The organism is Actinomycetota bacterium (assembly GCA_012837825.1).
In the GTDB taxonomy this organism is placed as follows: domain Bacteria; phylum Actinomycetota; class Humimicrobiia; order Humimicrobiales; family Humimicrobiaceae; genus Humimicrobium.
The window spans coordinates 1-19,219 of sequence record DUQM01000010.1; the positions used below are offsets into that span (position 1 = coordinate 1).

Genomic DNA, 19,219 nt, shown 5'->3' on the forward strand with positions numbered 1-19,219 from the left:
TAAGTTCCGCACTACGAGATTAAATTCTATCTCTTCGACGTCAATTATTCCGTTTGCTTCAAGGTGGCCGTTTGAAATGTTCGTGCTACTCAATTTTCTCTTACCGCTTAAAACCGTATCTTTCCAATAGGAGTCCACCATAAATCCGTTTCCCGAATAAAGCGAGTGATATATTCTTTGGTTTTTGCCCGAAAAGGTTCGGCAGACATTTGAATTCTTGGAGTAAGTTGATTAGCTTGGTGCTCCATAAATTCCGTTGATTTTTTCACAAGGGGAGAAGCGGCTCCACCGACAACCTCGCAACTTATAAATGATGCGTCCGGATTGAACAGTTTCTCAAGAGCGAACACCTTGCGATGCTTGTCTCAATGAACACTTTCATGGATGATAGTGTTGTTTCCTGATCCCAGATTTCGCAAAAAAACTTAAAGAGAATAAATTTGAAGCAGTAATTGCCGGAGCCGGCAAAGCGGCTCATCTTCCGGGGGTAATAGCTGCATATACGACACTCCCTGTAATAGGGGTTCCTATTAAAACTGATGATCTCGGTGGGCTGGATTCGCTTTTATCCATAGTGCAGATGCCGGGAGGAGCTCCATAACGTACAAAAAGCCTGCAATACAAAGGGTTTTGAATACCCCTAAGGGGCGGACACCTTATATTGCAGGCTTTCTCGATACTAAAAATAAAAGAATTAACCGCAGCATTATATCAATGCTACGGTTAATGTTTGGCGGAGGAGGAGGGATTCGAACCCTCGAGGCGGGCAATTACCCACCTAACCGCTTAGCAGGCGGCCCAATTCAGCCTCTCTTGCACTCCTCCGTGGAAAGAATATTATACTAAAAAAACAATAGAATATAATAGCATAAATTTATAAAAAAGCATCTTTTAAAAATTAAATTTATTTAAAAATGGAAGATATCTGGTAATAATTCCGACTGTCTTCAACATGCTTCCGGTTATAAATATAATTCCAAGCAGTATAAGGAATACGCCAGATATGATCATTATTATTTTCATATGCCTGTTTATCTTTTTGAAGAACTTTGCAAAAAGGCTTATAAACATACTGAATATAATAAAAGGTATTCCAAGCCCCAATGAGTATGCAAGCAACAGCATTATTCCCTGAAACAGAGTGTCAAGCCTGCTTGCCATCATAAGAATTCCGGAAAGAATCATACCCACACAGGGAACCCAGCCGAATGCAAATATAATGCCTATAAGAAAAGAGCCAAGATAATTGAACTTGGCACTTTCCGGAATATTTAACTTTTTTTCAAAATTCAAAAAAGGTATTTTAAAAAGTCCGATGTAATGAAGGCCGAAGATAATAAGTATAGCTCCTCCAACCCGGGCAATTATATTTGAGTACTGCTGAAGCAATCTTCCAAAAAAAGTTGCCGTTGAACCCAGTATTACAAAAACAACCGTAAATCCAAGCACAAAAAATATGCTGTTTAATAGCAGAAACATCCTTTCAGATAATTTCATATTTCTGCTCTGCCCGAAAGCTGCTTTGGCTGACATAAGACTTATATACACGGGTACCAGCGGTAGAATACATGGGGATATAAACGATAAAAACCCTGCTGAAAATGCTGAAAAAATACTTATTTCAAACATTAATACCTCTTAAGACTGGTTTTCATATTCTGCTATTTTGTCAACTCTTCTCTGATGCCTTTCAACTCCGCTGAAGTCTGTCTCAAGCCATTTCCTGACTATTTGGATTGCCAGCCCCTCCGGAATATAATCCTGGCCTAGGCAAAGAACATTCGTATCATTGTGAATTCTGGACATTTCTGCAATTTCTGCATTAAAGGCATTAACAGCCCTTATTCCTTTTATCTTATTTGCAGTTATGCACATACCTGTTCCACTGCTGCATACAAGTATTCCTGCTCCATTATTCTCAGCTACTTTTTTTGCCACTATTGCCGCATAATCAGGATAATCATCCGCAGGATTAATATCCGGCGCTCCCATATCCTCAAAATCAATACCTTCATTTGAAAGATAGCCCTTTATTTTTTCCTTTAAATCAAATCCTGCATGGTCAGAGCCTGTAAAAATCTTTTTATCTTTATGCATTTTTAAACCTCTGATTAGAATTTTATTAATTAAGAATAAAAAATAATCCTGTATCAAGCCGCTTAGAAAAAGGGCTTGCGGGTAAAAACACTTAATCTTTTATTTCAGCCATTGTATAAATGCTGTTTTGTCATTACGGTTGTATCCGGCTTTTTCATAAAACCGCAAAACGCCGTCTTCTTTTGAGCCGGCAAGAAGCATTATTTTATAGCAATTCTCTCTTAATGCTATCTCCCTGGCATAATCAAGGATCTTTGAAGCAAAACCTTTTTTTCTGTGACTTTCATCTGTTACCACATTTTCAATAAGAGCATATGGTCTCTGTTTGTGGGTCAGATTGGGAACAATGATTATTACGCATGTTGCAACGATTGTTCCATCTTTTATTCCTACAATGACATGCTGATCTTTATAATCAAGAATACGTTTCCAGACATTTTTGATTTCATCGCTTATTTCAGGTACTTCAATATTATGCATCTGGCTGTAAAGTCTGAGTATGCCGTTTAAATCATTTTTATCTGCTTTTTTTATTTCGAAATCCATAGTATCTCCATATAATACCGAAAAGATTCGGTTCTTGTCTTATCTTTGATTCGCTGCAGAGCCGCGGACTTCTTCGCATTTGCTGAAGTCTCTCCTTTGAAATCCCGGTTAAAATGTATTGCCGGCATATTTTAACTCTCGGCACAGTCAGCTTCAAGTATCTAAAGTCATGGCGCACCCGGAGGGATTCGAACCCCCAACCTGCGGATTCGTAGTCCGATGCTCTATCCAGTTGAGCTACGGGCGCAAAAAAATATTCTGATTATTTTATAAATAACAAATTTAATTCGGCGACATTACAAGACAATCGCAGAATGGCGGAGAGGGTGAGATTCGAACTCACGGAGGGCACAAACCCTCAACGGTTTTCAAGACCGCCGCATTCAACCGCTCTGCCACCTCTCCGGCAGACAACTATTATAATAAAAAAAATACTTAAATAAAATAAAATACTTAAATAATTGTGTGGATTATTTTTGTTTTGCAGATATGATCTCAATGCCGTTCATATAAGGCAGGAGAACTTCAGGAATTCTGATATTGCCTTTTGAATCCTGATAATTTTCATATATTGCAATAAGAGTCCTGCCCAGTGCGCAGGCGGTACTGTTCATGGTGTGGACAAAACCTTTATTTTTATCATTATCCTTATACTTTATGTTTAATCTTCTTGACTGATAATCCGTGTCATTGCTACACGAGGCAAGTTCTCTGTATGCTCCCTGTCCGGGCAGCCATGCCTCAAGGTCATACTTTTTGGCATTAGGACTTCCGATATCACCGGTGCACATATTAAGTATCCTGTAATGCAGGTTCAGGCCTCTGTATATTTCTTCAAGAGTTTCTCTCAAAAATTCATAATTATCCCATGATTTCTCAGGATCTGAAAAAATAAACATCTCTACTTTATCAAACTGGTGAACACGAAACATGCCCCCCATATCCCTGCCGTAGCTGCCGGCTTCTCTTCTGAAGCATGTTGAGAAGCCGCAGTATTTTAAAGGAAGAGAATCCAGCTCAAGAATATCATCAGCATGATAACTGCAGAGCGGAACTTCCGCAGTCCCGACCAGATAGAGTTCATCAGATTCTATCTTATAATACTGATTTTTTTCAGCAGGCAGAAAACCTGTTCCGTACATTGCTCTTTCCTTTACAAGCACCGGAGGTATTACAGGTATGAATCCCTTGGAATAAAGTATCTTAAAAACGTAACTGATCAGCGCAAATTCAAGAAAAACCGCCTCGTTTTTTAAATATACGAACCTTGCCCCGCTTACCTGCGCTCCTTTTTCATCATCAAGTATGTCAAGGGCTTTTCCGAGTTCTATATGGTTTTTTATTTTATAATCAAACTCCGGTTTGCTGCCGTAAAAAAATATGGGTACATTATCATTTTCATTCCTGCCGATTGGAGTTGTGCTGTGAGAAATATTGGGATAACCGGCAAGTCTTGAATTGAATTCTTCATTTTTTTCCTGCAATTCTTTTTCCATGCTTACAAGACTGTCATTAACTTTTTTCATTTCTGCTATTGCTTTTTCTCTTTCCAAACCTGAGAGTTTTGGCATTTTTTTTGAATTTTCATTCTTCAAAGCCCTTAATTCATCAACCGCAGAAATAAGCTTTCTTCTTGCAGCATCAAACTCAAGATCCTCATCAATATTTATCTTCATATTTCTTTTTTTGATTTCTTCTCTAAAGATTTCAGGATTTTTCCTGAATAAATCAATATCTATCAATTCTTTTTCTCCCGATTGTCCTTATTTACATTTTTTATGATTCTTTCCAAACAGGATAAGAGCCAAGTATTTTTATCATATAAACATTTTGTCTTAAAGATTCTATACCTTCAAAGACTTTCTTTTCATGCAGATGACCTTCAAGATCTATCATAAAAATATAATCCCCTATATTCTTCCTTGCCGGCCTTGATTCTATTTTAGTCAGATTTATTTCCCTGTCCGCAAATTCTTTCAATATTTTATACAGGCTTCCGGGTTTGTCTTTTTTCAGGAAACAAACTATTGATGTCTTGTCATGACCTGTCCTCTGAGGAATATAATTGCCTATAAAAACAAATCTTGTTTTATTATCTCTCGAATCCTCTATATCCTTTTCGATAATCTTAAGATCATAAAACTCTGCTGCAACCCTGGTGCCTATTGCAGCAAAATCATCGTCAAGATCCAGTATTTTTTTTACTGCTTCAGCTGTGCTGTTGGCGGCAATAATTTCCGCTCCCGGCAGTCTGTTGTTTAAAAAAGATCTGCACTGGGCGGTTGCATGGGGATGTGAAATCACTTTTCTGACTTTTTTCAAACCGGTATCTTTTTTACCTATAAGATAGTGTCTTATAGGTATAGTGATTTCTCTTATTATTTTGGCTTCACTCTCAAAAGCCAGAATATCCTGAGTAATATTGACTGAGCCTTCCAGTGAGTTTTCAATAGGTATGAGGCCCTCATCAGTATCACCTCTGTCTATGCTCTTAATTACTTCTACTATTGTCCCCAGCGGCTCTGCTGTTATTTCACCGGCATCCTTATAAAAACTAAAAAGCGCTTCTTCCGTAAATGTGCCTCTTGGCCCGAGATAAGATATTTTTTTCATGCCTTGTTTTTAAAAAATAAAATAATTATTAATTAAGATAAATATGTTTATGGAAGAAAATCCTTGGGATTATGAGGAACTCCGTTAACATATACTTCATAATGCAGATGAGGACCCGTACTTCTTCCGGTATTGCCCATTTCTCCTATTATCTGGCCCTGTGTGACCTTGTCGCCGACCTTTACATACATATCACTCAGATGAGCATAGACTGTAGTGTATTTGTCCATATGATAAATAATAATTTTTTTACCATATCCGCTGTGCCAGCCGGAATAAATTACTACACCTGAAGCAGTGGCTGAAATCGGTGTGCCTGTGCTGTTTGCTATATCAAGGCCTTTATGTATGCTCCCCCATCTTCTTTCATTAAACGTAGAAGTAATCCTTCCCCAGGTGGGCCATATGGAAGGTGTATGTTCCATGACATATATATAGTCTTCCATATTTTTCTTGTCATTTTCAAGGCTTGCTGCAAGATCAGGAGCTTTGCTTAAAAGATCATCAAGCATTGAGCTTATGTCCTCAAGTTCTTCTTCCTGATCCAGGGTATAATAAAATATCTCATTAGGATCATTTAGCAACTGAAGATCAGCATTAAGTCCATTATCATATATGGTTACTTCTCCTTCATAACCGCCCTGTCCTGTAATATTTCTTACCAGCTTGTCCAGTTCTTCAACTTCTTTCAGATAATTCTCAAGCAATTTTGTCTTTGACTGTATCTCGTTTGTCTTTTTTTCAAGATTTACCAGCTCAACTTCTTTGTAGTTGATTTTATACTCGATTCTTTCAATCTCCGCAATTTTTTCATTCAGTTTCTGTCTGGTTATATAAAGATTTGAGACAAGTATGGCTATTGCCGCTACCACTATTATTGCAAAAATATAAATGAACCTTAAAAGATTCTGGGAGAAAGATAGCTTTTTTATCCTGTCCTTGGGGCCGGAATAAATAATTAATGTATATGTCTTATTTTTTTCTTCACTCATTATCAAAAAATTTTATAATAAATAGCTACAATTATGCAAATGATTAAATATTATATATAAAATTATAAATATGTAAAATTTTAAATCCTTTCTTCTGGGATACTGCAGGACTTTTTAAGAAGCACAATATCCTTTTCTATCTCTCAACCATAAACTTGTATGAAGCAGTATTGTTTGTAAGAACGCTTTCCCCCTGAACAGGTTTAACCTCAATAGACATGCTGCATCTCAGTCCGGGAAACGCCTGAAATCCTGATATTGTAACTGATTTTTGTTCAGAGGGCTCAATTGAAGCTATTGTATATGTTTTTTCATCAGCTCTGGGATTATCTTCCGTGCTGTAGCTCATTACAACTATTACATCTTTTTCCGTAACATTACCCTGGTTTTCAACAATCATTGTAACACTGACTTCATTGCCCTTTGCAAGAATAAGGTATTCTCCCTGCTGGTTTATTATCCTGGGATTGAATTCAATTGAATCAGTTATCAGTGCCATTCCCCTTCTTTCTTGAAGGCTTGCAACGGTTTTTATGTCATTAATGAATTTTGAGACATTCTCAGGATCTATTAGCTCGCTTTCCTTAAGTATTTTTGAGCTTAATATCGTCAGATTGTTTATTTCAATATTTTCTCCTGCGGTCTTTATTTCATCCTGGAAATACCTGTATATTTCATCGCTCATATACATATTTAGAAATGAATTTGTGATCTGGGAAACAGCTATTTCCTCGCCGATATTCTGCAGTGCATTAAAAAGGGCAGGTTTGAAGTTTTCATAAGCCCTGGTTCGCAGATCAAGAACAAGCTTCAGATAACCATGTGAGACTTCAAATGACTCAGGCGGATTCATTTCATGGCAATTCTGGAGATTTATCTTGCTTTCCTCTATTATGTCCGAAAGATTCTTGTCAAGTTCTTCCCTTGTTATGTCTTTTACCTGATTAAGCAAAATGAAATAATTTACAGCTGTCTTGTTTGAATGCTGGATTAAAACCGATACTGAATTGATATAATCCGCAATTGATAATTTCTTCTGTTCGTTTAAATTTTTTTTACCGTTTTCGCAACTCCACAAGCCGGTTATCCAGCTTACAATGACTGCAGCTATGATTAACATTATTATCAAAGTAATAATGGGTTCTTTTTTGCTTTTCTTTTCCAATCAACTCTCTCCGGAGAAAAAAATGTGGCAATACAAGCCCTGTCTGATCAAATCAATTTTAATGGTGGGCGGAGGGGGACTTGAACCCCCATGTTCTTGCGAACACTAGGTCCTGAACCTAGCGCGTCTGCCAATTCCGCCATTCGCCCGACTGTGCTAAATTTTAGCAAAAACAATTCTAAAAAGATATTATTTTGTATTATATAAAATTAAGATTTTTTTACCAATAACTCACCGTCTGATTCAAAGAATTTGTTGAACAGGATTTTTTTGCTATATTGCGATTTCGCTTATTTGCCGGAAATTCAGCTTTGCTTCTTTACCCGGTAATTCTTTACCCGACAAATTTATATAAATACCCATTCTTTCTGCATATTTGCAGATAAGGATAAAAAAATAAAGAAATAATACTGAATAACAGGAATGAAAAAAATTATTTAATACTTTTAAAAGCCTTTTTGGGTAAAATATTTTTCATACACTATTTATTTAACTATAATGTCTCATATGGAATATTATGCATTAAGCGATATCGGAAAACTTAGAACATCTAATGAAGACTCATACCATGCAGAAAGTAATTTAATGATTGTAGCTGACGGTATGGGCGGGCATAATGCGGGCGAAATCGCCAGCAGATTTGCAATAAAATACTTTGTTGAACATTTTACAAATCTTTTATCCTGCCGGAATACTAAAAATAATGAAAAAGTGCATGCAGAAAAACCCAAGAATATTACGAAAATGATTTCCAGGAACAACAATGCGGATAAAATTCAGAAAATGCTTATAGAAAGCATTGAATATGCAAACAGCAACATATATAAGATGGGTCTTGAAAATGAAGATTACAGCGGCATGGGCACTACTTTCACAGGTCTGTTTATTGAAAACGAAAAAGGTTATGTAATCCATGTGGGAGACAGCAGGCTTTATCTTTTCAGGGATTTGGAGCTGAGTCTTCTGACTGAAGACCACACATTCGTTTTTGAACTTTATAAAAAAGGAGCCATCACTTACGAAGAATTGTTTTCCCATCCCCAGAAAAATTACCTCACAGGAATAATAGGTGAAAATGATATAACTGCTCTTGAATGTTTTAAATTTGAACTCTTAAAAGATGATATCATCATCCTCTGTTCAGATGGTTTAAATTCAATGGTTCATGATGATTTGATAAAAAAAATTCTTGAAAAATCAAAAAACAAAAATTCAAAAGAGATTGCTGAAAACCTTGTAAAAAAAGCAATTAAAAATGGAGGCAACGACAATATCACTGTCATTGCCTTAAAAAATTAAAAAGAAAAGTTTGTTATGATAGGAACAATTCTTGCTGAAAGATACAAAATAGTTAAAAAGCTGGGCAGCGGAGGCTCTGCTGATGTTTATCTCGCAGATGATATAAAACTGCACAGAAAAGTAGCTATCAAGATTTTATCTCATCTTTATGCAGGTGATAGAAGTTTCGTGGCAAGATTTAAAAAAGAAGCCCAGATCCTTGCAAGACTAAGTGACCCCAATATAGTTTCAATATTTGACTGGGGTCAGTTTGATAGTTCTTATTTCATATGTATGGAATATGTGGAAGGCTCAAACCTTGCAGACATCATAGAAAAACAAGGAATAATCAACCCTGCAACTACTGCCAGGTATTCCATACAGATATGCAAGGCGCTTGAAGTCGCACATAAAAATAATCTGATTCATAGAGATATAAAACCGCAGAATATTATTGTAACCGCAGACGGAACTGTAAAAATAACAGACTTCGGCATAGCAAAATCCCTTCTTGAAGACAATACTAAAACTTTAAATATTCTGGGAACATCATATTATATTTCCCCGGAACAGGCTCAGGGTAAAATTCTCAGCTACTCTACTGATCTTTATTCTCTTGGCATAGTCATCTATGAAATGCTTACAGCAGATGTCCCGTTCAGAGGAGAGAATTCAATAGATATAAGTTTAAAACATATAAATGAAAAACCTCTAAGGCCGTCAGTGTTTGTTCCGGAAGTACCGGAGAGAATGGAGAAAATCGTATTAAAATGTTTGCAGAAGGATCCGTCAAAACGGTATGAAAGCGCAGCTGACTTAAAATCTGATTTAATCAGTTTTCTTAAGGGAGAACCTCTGGCAGACGAAGAAAAAAAAGAAAATGAAGCATCAAAGCAGGGCAATATCATAAAGAAGATCGGATATTTCAAATTTACCTCAAAAGGCAGTGAAAAGAATAAAGATCTTTCACGTGATGAAAAAGAAGAGGCAGTCTTACAGAATTCTTCTCAAAAAAAGGCAGGAAAAATGCTTATAATTACATGGTCGACACTTTTGCCTGTTCTGGCAGTTTTTATTGTATTGTCTATATGGGCCTTAATAAATAATAATGCTTTAAAAAATCGTGAAGAGCTCGTCAGGGTCCCCTGTATCACAAATATGCGTTACATTGATGCTGAAAAAATGCTTCAGTCAATCGGACTTGAAATTAAATCAGAGAACGAAGAATATAACAGTATTGTTCCTGAAGGTTTTATCATAGATCAGATTCCGTCCGAAGGAAATGATGTTATGAAAGATACTGAAATAAAAGTCAGTGTCAGCAGAGGGCAGGAGGAATCCAGCACAGTGACACTGCCTAATCTTATTGGAATAAATATTGAAGAAGCGCGGAAAATTCTTAATGATCTCGGATTTGAAAATCTGGAAATAAAATGGGAATCTTCTGATTTTTTTCATAAAGATGTAATTATAAAACATGAACCTGCTCATTCAAAAACAGCTGGTTTTAACGAAAAAATAGTTCTTTATGTAAGCTCGGGTATGGAAATGGTTCTTATACCTGACTTGAAAGGATACGATATCATGCTGGCTTTATCCACGCTTGAATCCCTGGGTTTTGAAATAATTACCGAAAAAATACCTTCATCTACACTGACTCCGGGCGTAGTGATTGACACTCTGCCTGCTCCCGGAACAGAAGTTGCAAATAGCAGTCTTGTAAGAATTTACATCTCTACAAGCGAGGAGCTATTGGAAGTTCCCGATGTCATCAAGCTTAATCTTGAAAATGCAGTTTCCATCCTGGAGAGCATGGGCATTAATTATGAAATCGGATATTCTGAAGTAATGCACAGCATTCAGGAAAATACAGTTTTATCCCAGTATCCTGTAAGCGGCAGTTTTATTTCTTCATCGGAAAAAATACTTGTGATTGTAGGAAAATGATCAGGCAGGCTTTTTGGTTTTACGATACTTCTCAATAAAAATTTTAATGAAAGAAAGTTAAGAAATGGTCCGTGCGGAGACTCAAAAGACAGAATGCACTTCATATGCCCTGCAAAGGAACAAGAATTTATCAGCCTATCAGAATACTCTCCATATTATAAAATTTCGCTTCAAAAAATTTATCCACTCCTCAAAATATTGGGGGAAACATGAGACTCATTATCCAGACATGTGGCAATCTTCTTGAATTGCTTTAATAGCCTTGGCAAATTTGTTACAAAGTAGTAACATTTTTTCTTCATTTAATTGTTTTTTATTTCATTTTATGTTAAATAATGTGTTTGATATTTATTATTTAAACGTTTTATTTTTTTTACAAATATTATTAATTCAGGGTGATTTTTAAAATGGAAATTATAGTGTGCATCAAACAGGTGCCGGAAACCACAAAAGTTCAGGTCGATCCCAAAACCGGTGTGCTTATAAGAGATGGCATAGACACAAAAATGAATCCTTATGATTTATTTGCGGTTGAAACAGCTCTGCGGCTCAGAGAAGAACATGGCGGAAGAGTCAAAACCATAACAATGGGACCACCCCAGGCAGAGGAAATAATTAAAGAATCTTTTATGATGGGCGCAGACGAAGGCATGGTAATATCAGACAGGAAATTTGCAGGAGCTGATGTCCTTGCAACCGCCTACACTCTCTCACAGGGAATAAGAAAATTCGGCGATTTTGATCTGATAATAACCGGAAAACAGACAACGGATGGTGATACCGCACAGGTAGGCCCTGAGATTGCCGAATATTTGAACATCCCTCATATCGCTAATGTTTTAAGGATAATTAAAGTCGATTCAGAAGATATCACTGTTGAAATGGATATGCCTGAGACAATAGAAATCGCAAAAGTAAAATTTCCATGTCTTATTTCCGTAGAAAAGGATATTTTTGAACCAAGGCTTCCATCATACAAAAGAAAAAAGGCTACTATTAATAAAAAAATAAAAATGCTATGTCTTAATGATATGGAAGATAAAAATGAAAAAAGGTACGGACTTACCGGCTCCCCAACTCAGGTAGAGAGAATCTTTCCGCCAGATGAAAATCTTGACAAGGAAATATGGGAAGGTTCCGGGGAGGAACTTGCCGAAAAAATAACTAAAAAATTAAAAGAGCTTAAATTTATTTAATTTTCTATTTCCGAGGTGTTATAAAAATGGGAAGACTTAAGATAAATCAAGAAAAAATTAATGACGAATCAGCAGAAAAACTGATCAAAATATGCCCTTTTAATGCGATAGAATACAAAAATGGCATATTGGACATAAATGCAGCTTGCAAAATGTGCAAGATATGCATAAAAAAAGGACCGGAAGGAGCAATTGAATTCGTTGAAGATGATATACGGGAAGTTGATAAAAATGCCTGGAAAGGCATTGTTGTATATGTCGATCATGTAGAAGGCAAGATACATCCTGTTACCTTTGAACTTATTGGAAAAGCAAGGGAGCTTGCAAAAAAGGTAAATTATCCTGTTTATTGCATATATCTGGGCTATCAGATTCTTGACAGCGCTCAGGAGCTTCTTCATTACGGAGTTGACGAAGTATTTGTTTACGACTACAAAGAACTTAAGCATTTCAGAATAGAGCCATATACAACTGCTTTTGAAGATTTTATAGAAAAAGTCAGACCATCAATTATACTTGTGGGAGCAACCACAATAGGAAGATCGCTTGCTCCAAGAGTTGCTGCAAGATTTAAAACCGGACTCACCGCAGACTGTACAGTTCTTGATATTAAAGAAAATACTGACCTTGTCCAGATAAGACCTGCTTTTGGAGGAAACATCATGGCACAGATAGTAACTCCCAACTCGCGCCCACAGCTTGCAACAGTCAGGTATAAGATTATGACTGCACCTGAAAGACAGGAAAAATCCGGGGGGAAAATAACCATCTGCAGTATGGATGTAAACAGATTCAAATCAGGAATTGAAGTAATAAAGATAACCAAAAAGCCTCAGGAAGAAAATATATCGGAAGCTGAGATAATAGTCGCTGTGGGAAGGGCAATAAAAACACAGAAAGACATGTCTCTTGCCTATGAGCTTGCTGAAGTCCTGGACGGTAATTTTGCGGGAACCAGGCCGCTTGTAGAAGCAGGTTGGATGGAGGCAAAAAAACAGATAGGGCTGAGCGGCAGAACGGTAAAGCCAAAACTCATAATAACACTCGGGATTTCGGGTGCTGTCCAGTTTACTGCCGGAATGAAAAGCGCTGATTATATATTTGCCATTAATAAGGATCCCAATGCAGCTATTTTCAGTGTTGCGCATTACGGTATAATAGGAGATATTTACGAAGTAGTTCCTAAGCTTATAGAAAATATAAAATCTGCAAAAGGCATAACAGATAAGATTTTTGCCAAATATTCTGCACCGGCTTCAAGAAACTAAAGGAGGGGGAAATGTTTGAAAGTTGTTTATGCAATAAAATATATAAAAAAATAGACGAAAAAGATATCAGTTTTTTAAACGAAATGCTGGGCTGTGAAAGAGTATTCACCGGCGATAACATAAGTGAGGATTTCTGTCATGATGAGCTTAATACAGTAAGAGCTTATCCTGAGGTTCTTGTAGATGTACTCAACACCGAAGAGATATCAAAAATAATGAAATACGCTTACGAAAAGGATATTCCTGTAGTAGTAAGAGGCTCCGGTACAGGACTTGTCGGAAGTTCTGTACCTATCCACGGCGGGATCATGATTAATATGACCAAAATGAATAAAATACTTGAACTTGATTATGACAATCTTACTTTGACCGTGGAACCGGGAGTACTTTTGATGGAGATTTCAAAATATGCTGAAGACAATGACTTTTTTTATCCGCCGGATCCCGGAGAGATTTCCGCTACCATAGGCGGCAATATCAGCACTAATGCCGGAGGAATGCGGGCAGTTAAATACGGTGTAACAAGAGACTATGTCCTGGGACTTGAAATTGTACTGCCTAACGGAGACATATTGGAACTAGGAGGAAAAGTTGTAAAAGACAGTTCCGGATACAGCATCCAGGATCTTGTATGCGGCTCTGAAGGTACGCTGGCAATAATAACAAAAGCAATTCTTAAATTGCTGCCATTGCCTAAAAAAACTGTCAGTCTTCTTGTGCCTTTCCCCAACCTTGAAGCTGCAATAGGTACAGTCCCAAAAATAATAAAAGCAAAGATAATTCCGACTGCAATAGAGTTCATGCAGAGAGAAGTAATAATAGCGGCTGAAGAATATCTTGGGAAAAAATTCCCTGACAACAGTGCCGATGCATATCTGCTGCTCACATTTGATGGTAATTCAAAAGAAGAAATTGAAAAGGATTACAACATTGTTGCAGAAATTTGCCTTAAGGAAGGAGCTTATGACGCTTATATCACTGATACAAGCGAAAGAAAAGAGGCAGTCTGGTCTGCAAGAAAAACTTTTCTTGAAGCTGTTAAAGCTTCCACAACTGAAATGGATGAATGCGATGTTGTGGTTCCGAGAAACAAAGTTGCAGAATTTATCAATTTTACACAGGGCCTTCAAGATGAATTTGAAATCCGAATAAGAAGTTTCGGACATGCAGGAGATGGTAATCTGCATATCTATATTCTCAGGGATTCTCTTGATGAAAAGACCTGGAAGGAAAAACTGGAAGCAGTATTCAATAAAATGTACAGGAAAGCAGAGCTTCTGGGCGGACTTGTTTCAGGAGAACATGGGATAGGTTATGCAAAAAAAGAATTTCTCTCCCGGCAGTATGGTGAAGCATATATGAATCTCATGCTTAACATAAAAATGGCATTTGATCCCAAAAATATCTTAAATCCGGGAAAAATATGCCAGGGATAAAAATAATAAGGATATTTATTTAACATCGAAAAATTGATAGCTTCAGGTCCTGAAATCAAAGATTAATAGCTAAAATATTCTACAAGTATTCCTGAGCTGTTTCTCAAATATAAAGTGTCGTGGTCATTATTCCACACAGGTCTGTCTGCATTCCAGTATAGCTTTCCGGGCTCATCAATACCACTACCTGTAAAAATGAAAATGCTGCTTTCAGGATGCAGGACAACATTGTCAAAAATATAAATATTTGTTCCCATGTCTTTAATGCTCCATCCTTTCAGATTTATACTGCTTTTTCCTTTATTAATTATTTCAACCCATTCACCGTTCAGAAAATCTTTGTCATTGCCCTGTGGATTATAATTTATACTTATCTCAATGCCTTTAATATCAGCTCTTTTCCAGATGCCTTTTTCATTCTTCTTTGCATATTCTTCAGCTTCTTTCAATAAATCTGAATATCTGATGTCAGGTTTATAGTCATATGCATTTGCAAAACCGAATTTTACCATTTCATAATTTATAAAATAATCACCGTCAAAAATATATCTCAGCAGTCTGCCATATTTATCTCTATCGCTGATGTCGCTTTCAAGACGTACTTCCCTGTTTAAAATCAATATTTCCAGATTCTGTTTTGCCTCTTCATAAAAATACATTCCTTTTTCCGGAGCATTTATTCCTATCATTCTGACCGGATGATTGCTGTTGATTATAAGCGTATCGCCATCTATTATTTTCGTTACATAAAAAGTATTTTCCTCCACTTCCCTATTATCAGCGCTGCCATAACAGCCCGGAGCATTATTATTTTCTGCCCGGGTAGTCTGTGTGGATGGCAAGTCAGCATATCCGGAAGAATCTTTGATTATACCAAGAATCAGGGAACAGGAATTCAGGAACAACAAAAACAAAACCAGAAATATAAAAATTATCACAAAGTAATTCTTATTTATTTTTTTTATTTTCAGATTTCTCCTTAATAGAATTTTTTGCTATCCTGCTAATCTCTTCCATCTGGTTTTTCCCAATCCTCTTTTCAAGACTCGAGAAACCGCTGCCTGCGTTTTGTCTGTTTATTCTTCTTATTTTATTGCTCAGATCTTTCTTTATATGCTGCAACTCCATTTCAAATTCTCTTGAGGACTTTCTATAAATATTCTCTTTAAAAACAACTGTCTGAGCTGTGTTATCGGAAGTTACTATTATTTTCTTTTCATATCCTTTCTTTGTGTTGGAAAGTTCTTCAATGATATGATCCGCGGTTTTTCTGCTTCCTGAAAAAATAATCTCTATCCCCTTGTGCATGCTTCTGCTTTTTTCACTTTTTGGATATTTATATGAATCAAAAACCACAATTACATCACAACCTGTAATATTTTTATATTCAGCAAGTTCCCCGATAAATTTATCTCTCATTTCTTCAAGTTCATTATTTTTAATATGCGAATTATCAAAGATGCTGAAAAGATAATTATATCCATCGATTATTACAAGTTCTCTCATATCAAAACATTTTTTCAGTATTATTATGAAAACAGGCGACTTTAATCATAATTTTTAAGCGTCCTGCCGAAGAATTCAATCTCTTTCAGCCTGACGATTAATGAAGTATAAAAGAATCCCGGCGCTCACTGATACATTAAGGGAATCCAGCCTGCCATTTATTTCAATATTTACAAGTTCATCCGATTTATCTTTTAAAAGCCTGGAGATTCCTTTATGTTCTCCTCCAAGTATTAAAGCCATTGGAAAATTAAATATTGTTTCTGAAAGCTTTAAGGTTTTTCTGTTGTCTTCTTCATAAACTGAAGTTCCGTATATCCAGAATCCCAGCGATTTAAGCATATCAATGATCCTTGAAAGATTTGACACTCTGAAAATACTGACTCCTTCAAGCGCTCCGGAAGAAGCTCTGTTGACATCCCTGTTTACATCAGCACTTCTGTGTTTGGGAATTATAATACCATCAAAATCAAAAGCAAAAGCGCTTCTTATTATTCCCCCGAAATTACCTACATCCGTAATACCGTCCAGAATAAGCAGCCTTGTCTTTTTGTCCGGCCTGTCTCTAAGAAATATTTCAATATCGGGATATGAATAATTTGATACTTTTGCACATATACCCTGCGATTTTAGAGGGTTTGTTCTGAGGATTTTTTCAAAATCTTTTTTTGGGAGTACTGAAAAGCTTATATGTTTTTCAGCAGCTTTATGCTTTATGCTCTTTATTTTTAAATCGTCTTCTCTTGACTGGAGTATATATAGATTGAATATTTTTCTTCTGCCTTTGTTATTATCAAGAAGCATCGAAACGGAATTTATGCCTTCTATTAATTCAAATTCCGTTCTTTCATTATTATCTTTCATTTTTAAAGATTATTCCTGTCTTTTCCAGACTGTCCCTTCTTTTCTGTCTTCAAGGATTATCCCTGCTTTCAGAAGCATGTCCCTTATCTCGTCTGATTTCCTGTAATCCTTTGAATTTCTGGCTTCATTTCTCTGTCTTATAAATTCTTCTATCTGCTCTTTTGTAAGAGCGGAAGCATCATCTTTGTTTTGATCCTGCCTTCTTGAAAGTTCACCCTCTATGTCTATTCCGAAGATTTTAAAAAGTCTGACAGCTTCTTCATAAAAAAGACTGAGCTTCTTTAAGCTTTCTTTTCTGAAAACAAACTCTTTGGACTGTATGATGCTGTTTATGCCTTTTATAGCCTCAAATAAAACTCCGATTGCGCCTGCACTGTTAAAATCATCACTCATATATTTTTTAAAATCCGGAATAAGCAATTCTCTTATGTCGTCTATTGCCTTTTCTGTCTTTTCATATTCAATTATTTTTTCTTCCCTGCCCTTTTCCTGCTCTTTTCCGGTCTGTTGTTTTTCAATAAGGAATTTCAGATTCCGGAATGTATTCACTATTTTTTCCATTGCTTTCTGAGATTCCCGGATCTTCTGACCGGAAAATTCAAGAGGACTCCTGTAGTGCGTGGAAAGCATATAGAATTTAATTATATTCGGGGAATATCTGTCAAGAAGATTTCTTAATATCCATTCGCTTTTTAATCCATCCGATTTTGACATTTTCCTGTCTTTTACCTCAATCATGCCATTATGCATCCAGTATCTTACAAAAGGGCCGGAATCGGGAAATGCAGCTTCGCTTTGCGCTATTTCATTTTCGTGATGGGGAAATATAAGATCTATGCCTCCGCCATGTATGTCAAACCCAAATCCAAGATATTTTCCAGACATGGCCGAGCATTCAATATGCCAGCCCGGTCTTCCGTATCCCCACGGGCTTTCCCAGCTTGGCTCCCCTTCTTTGGCAGATTTCCATAAAGTAAAGTCGATATTGCTTTCCTTATTAAAACTGCTTTCTTCAGAATTTTTCATTTCACTGATTTTCTGCCCGGACAGTTTTCCGTATTCCTTATATTCTGAAACATCGAAATAGACATCTCCCTCTGAAACATACCCATAGCCATTAGCAATTATTTTCTGTATTATCTCTATGATTTCATCAATCATTTCAGTTGCCAGCGGAATTCTGTCAATGCTTCCTATTTCAAGCCTTTCAATATCTTCTTTGAATGCTTTGATGTATCTGTCTGTTATAACCTTGAAATCAACATTCTCCTGTTTTGCCTTATTGATTATTTTATCTTCAATATCAGTTATATTCTGTACAAAAATAACCCTGTAGCCAAGATATTTAAGATAGTTCCGCACCATGTCAAAAACAATTATGGGTCTGGCATTGCCGATTGATATGTAATTATAGACAGTAGGTCCGCAGACATACATTTTTACCAGATTTTCTTCAGAGGTTTTAAATTCCTCTTTATTTCTTGTAAGCGTATTGTATATTTTAAGATCCAAAATATCCTCTTTCATTTTAAGCAATTTCATTCAGTTTTGTTTTTATCTTTAGTCTTCAAAATTTTTATCTCATTTTCCAGAACATCTATTCTGGATTTGAGTTCCGTTAAAAGGTCATTTACAGGATCCGGAAGATTCATTCTGCGGAATTCATCTGAAAGAACCTTCTCGCCTTTTATTTTAACTATTTTCCCGGGAACACCGACAACCGTGCAACCATCAGGAACCGGGTTTATTACAACTGCTCCTGCGCCTATTACCACATTGCTTCCGATTGTAATTGAGCCAAGAACTTTGGCACCTGCAGAAACTATTACATTATTTCCAAGAGTAGGATGTCTCTTGCCTCTTTCCTTTCCTGTACCTCCCAGTGTAACTCCCTGATAAAGCAGGCAGTTATCGCCTATTACTGTAGTTTCTCCAATCACTACTCCCATTCCATGATCAATAAAGAGCCTTCTGCCTATCTGCGCTCCGGGATGAATTTCTATACCTGTATAAAATTTGGATACCTGTGAAATCCATCTTGGTAAAAAGGGTATCCTTTTTTTATTAAGCCAGTGCGCAATCCGATGAAATATTATTGCATGCACTCCCGAATAGGTAAGAATTATTTCAAAGGCACTTAAGGCAGCAGGATCCTTTTCCTTTGCTACCCTTATCTGTTCTTTAAGTTCTGCTATAAGTCCCATATGCCTGAAGATATATATTATTTATAATTTTTATTAAAATTATTAAATTTTCTTATTATTTTCAATAAGTATTTTAGTTTGTTTTATTCTTTTCAGGCAATCATCTA

At 36.4% G+C, this 19,219-nt stretch carries 18 protein-coding genes and 4 tRNA genes; 6 read left to right on the plus strand and 16 right to left on the minus strand.

What is annotated here, in order from left to right; genetic code table 11:
- Positions 1-400 precede the first annotated feature (400 nt).
- The gene (locus GXZ93_00890; GenBank protein HHT78352.1) at positions 401-601 is read left to right on the plus strand and encodes an AIR carboxylase family protein; all 201 of its coding nucleotides are present in this window, start codon (positions 401-403) and stop codon (positions 599-601) included.
- Positions 602-731: 130 nt separating this feature from the next.
- Here the strand turns inward: GXZ93_00890 and GXZ93_00895 are convergent.
- The 11 genes from GXZ93_00895 to GXZ93_00945 form a co-directional block, all read right to left on the minus strand.
- Positions 732-825, minus strand: a tRNA-Ser gene (locus tag GXZ93_00895).
- Positions 826-891: 66 nt separating this feature from the next.
- Positions 892-1,629 carry a cytochrome c biogenesis protein CcdA gene (locus GXZ93_00900; protein ID HHT78353.1) on the minus strand — a complete coding sequence of 246 codons (738 nt, stop codon included), beginning with the start codon at positions 1,627-1,629 and terminating at the stop codon, positions 892-894.
- A gap of 9 nt (positions 1,630-1,638) precedes the next feature.
- Entirely contained in the window at positions 1,639-2,097 is a 459-nt protein-coding gene (gene rpiB, locus GXZ93_00905) for a ribose 5-phosphate isomerase B (GenBank protein HHT78354.1), read from the minus strand.
- 99 nt (positions 2,098-2,196) lie between these two features.
- Positions 2,197-2,643 (minus strand): GNAT family N-acetyltransferase, encoded by a 447-nt coding sequence (locus tag GXZ93_00910; protein HHT78355.1) that lies wholly within the window; start codon positions 2,641-2,643, stop codon positions 2,197-2,199.
- Positions 2,644-2,813: 170 nt separating this feature from the next.
- Positions 2,814-2,890, minus strand: a tRNA-Arg gene (locus tag GXZ93_00915).
- Positions 2,891-2,958: 68 nt separating this feature from the next.
- Positions 2,959-3,048 (minus strand) — tRNA-Ser (locus tag GXZ93_00920).
- 65 nt (positions 3,049-3,113) lie between these two features.
- Positions 3,114-4,385 (minus strand): serine--tRNA ligase, encoded by a 1,272-nt coding sequence (gene serS, locus GXZ93_00925; GenBank protein HHT78356.1) that lies wholly within the window; start codon positions 4,383-4,385, stop codon positions 3,114-3,116.
- A gap of 34 nt (positions 4,386-4,419) precedes the next feature.
- The gene (gene pheA / locus GXZ93_00930) at positions 4,420-5,256 is read right to left on the minus strand and encodes a prephenate dehydratase (GenBank protein HHT78357.1); all 837 of its coding nucleotides are present in this window, start codon (positions 5,254-5,256) and stop codon (positions 4,420-4,422) included.
- A 47-nt stretch (positions 5,257-5,303) separates the two neighbouring features.
- Positions 5,304-6,248, minus strand: coding sequence for a peptidoglycan DD-metalloendopeptidase family protein (locus GXZ93_00935; protein ID HHT78358.1), 945 nt, complete (start codon positions 6,246-6,248; stop codon positions 5,304-5,306).
- Between the two features lie 136 nt (positions 6,249-6,384).
- The gene (locus tag GXZ93_00940; protein ID HHT78359.1) at positions 6,385-7,413 is read right to left on the minus strand and encodes a hypothetical protein; all 1,029 of its coding nucleotides are present in this window, start codon (positions 7,411-7,413) and stop codon (positions 6,385-6,387) included.
- A gap of 62 nt (positions 7,414-7,475) precedes the next feature.
- Positions 7,476-7,562: transfer RNA gene (locus GXZ93_00945), tRNA-Leu, on the minus strand.
- Between the two features lie 358 nt (positions 7,563-7,920).
- Here GXZ93_00945 and GXZ93_00950 point away from each other — a divergent pair.
- The 5 genes from GXZ93_00950 to GXZ93_00970 all read left to right on the plus strand — a co-directional run bounded on the left by GXZ93_00950 (position 7,921) and on the right by GXZ93_00970 (position 14,538).
- Positions 7,921-8,712, plus strand: coding sequence for a Stp1/IreP family PP2C-type Ser/Thr phosphatase (locus GXZ93_00950; protein HHT78360.1), 792 nt, complete (start codon positions 7,921-7,923; stop codon positions 8,710-8,712).
- 15 nt (positions 8,713-8,727) lie between these two features.
- On the plus strand, positions 8,728-10,638 hold the full coding sequence (pknB, locus tag GXZ93_00955; GenBank protein HHT78361.1) for a Stk1 family PASTA domain-containing Ser/Thr kinase: 1,911 nt from the start codon (positions 8,728-8,730) through the stop codon (positions 10,636-10,638).
- Between the two features lie 407 nt (positions 10,639-11,045).
- A complete protein-coding gene (locus tag GXZ93_00960; protein HHT78362.1) occupies positions 11,046-11,834 on the plus strand; it encodes an electron transfer flavoprotein subunit beta/FixA family protein in 789 nt (262 codons plus the stop codon).
- 26 nt (positions 11,835-11,860) lie between these two features.
- Entirely contained in the window at positions 11,861-13,102 is a 1,242-nt protein-coding gene (locus GXZ93_00965; protein HHT78363.1) for an electron transfer flavoprotein subunit alpha, read from the plus strand.
- An 11-nt stretch (positions 13,103-13,113) separates the two neighbouring features.
- Positions 13,114-14,538, plus strand: a complete 1,425-nt coding sequence (locus GXZ93_00970) for an FAD-binding protein (GenBank protein ID HHT78364.1) — start codon at positions 13,114-13,116, stop codon at positions 14,536-14,538.
- Positions 14,539-14,600: 62 nt separating this feature from the next.
- Here GXZ93_00970 and GXZ93_00975 read toward each other — a convergent pair whose 3' ends face one another.
- From GXZ93_00975 to cysE, 5 genes are all read right to left on the minus strand, one after another.
- The gene (locus GXZ93_00975) at positions 14,601-15,476 is read right to left on the minus strand and encodes a hypothetical protein (GenBank protein HHT78365.1); all 876 of its coding nucleotides are present in this window, start codon (positions 15,474-15,476) and stop codon (positions 14,601-14,603) included.
- 10 nt (positions 15,477-15,486) lie between these two features.
- The gene (locus tag GXZ93_00980; GenBank protein HHT78366.1) at positions 15,487-16,044 is read right to left on the minus strand and encodes an NYN domain-containing protein; all 558 of its coding nucleotides are present in this window, start codon (positions 16,042-16,044) and stop codon (positions 15,487-15,489) included.
- A 75-nt stretch (positions 16,045-16,119) separates the two neighbouring features.
- The gene (gene rlmB, locus GXZ93_00985) at positions 16,120-16,908 is read right to left on the minus strand and encodes a 23S rRNA (guanosine(2251)-2'-O)-methyltransferase RlmB (GenBank protein HHT78367.1); all 789 of its coding nucleotides are present in this window, start codon (positions 16,906-16,908) and stop codon (positions 16,120-16,122) included.
- Between the two features lie 9 nt (positions 16,909-16,917).
- Positions 16,918-18,420 carry a cysteine--tRNA ligase gene (locus GXZ93_00990; GenBank protein ID HHT78368.1) on the minus strand — a complete coding sequence of 501 codons (1,503 nt, stop codon included), beginning with the start codon at positions 18,418-18,420 and terminating at the stop codon, positions 16,918-16,920.
- Positions 18,421-18,446: 26 nt separating this feature from the next.
- Positions 18,447-19,112: a serine O-acetyltransferase gene (gene cysE, locus GXZ93_00995; protein ID HHT78369.1), complete on the minus strand. Its 666-nt coding sequence runs from the start codon at positions 19,110-19,112 to the stop codon at positions 18,447-18,449.
- Positions 19,113-19,219: the final 107 nt, after the last annotated feature.

What these genes read in the sequence shown, in the direction of transcription:
- GXZ93_00900 (HHT78353.1), bottom strand. Translation starts at nt 1,629, where the DNA reads ATGTTTGAAATAAGTATTTTTTCAGCATTTTCAGCAGGGTTTTTATCG.
- rpiB (HHT78354.1), bottom strand. Translation starts at nt 2,097, where the DNA reads ATGCATAAAGATAAAAAGATTTTTACAGGCTCTGACCATGCAGGATTT.
- GXZ93_00910 (HHT78355.1), bottom strand. Translation starts at nt 2,643, where the DNA reads ATGGATTTCGAAATAAAAAAAGCAGATAAAAATGATTTAAACGGCATA.
- pheA (HHT78357.1), bottom strand. Translation starts at nt 5,256, where the DNA reads ATGAAAAAAATATCTTATCTCGGGCCAAGAGGCACATTTACGGAAGAA.
- GXZ93_00935 (HHT78358.1), bottom strand. Translation starts at nt 6,248, where the DNA reads ATGAGTGAAGAAAAAAATAAGACATATACATTAATTATTTATTCCGGC.
- GXZ93_00950 (HHT78360.1), top strand. Translation starts at nt 7,921, where the DNA reads ATGGAATATTATGCATTAAGCGATATCGGAAAACTTAGAACATCTAAT.
- pknB (HHT78361.1), top strand. Translation starts at nt 8,728, where the DNA reads ATGATAGGAACAATTCTTGCTGAAAGATACAAAATAGTTAAAAAGCTG.
- GXZ93_00960 (HHT78362.1), top strand. Translation starts at nt 11,046, where the DNA reads ATGGAAATTATAGTGTGCATCAAACAGGTGCCGGAAACCACAAAAGTT.
- GXZ93_00965 (HHT78363.1), top strand. Translation starts at nt 11,861, where the DNA reads ATGGGAAGACTTAAGATAAATCAAGAAAAAATTAATGACGAATCAGCA.
- GXZ93_00970 (HHT78364.1), top strand. Translation starts at nt 13,114, where the DNA reads ATGTTTGAAAGTTGTTTATGCAATAAAATATATAAAAAAATAGACGAA.
- GXZ93_00980 (HHT78366.1), bottom strand. Translation starts at nt 16,044, where the DNA reads ATGAGAGAACTTGTAATAATCGATGGATATAATTATCTTTTCAGCATC.
- rlmB (HHT78367.1), bottom strand. Translation starts at nt 16,908, where the DNA reads ATGAAAGATAATAATGAAAGAACGGAATTTGAATTAATAGAAGGCATA.
- cysE (HHT78369.1), bottom strand. Translation starts at nt 19,112, where the DNA reads ATGGGACTTATAGCAGAACTTAAAGAACAGATAAGGGTAGCAAAGGAA.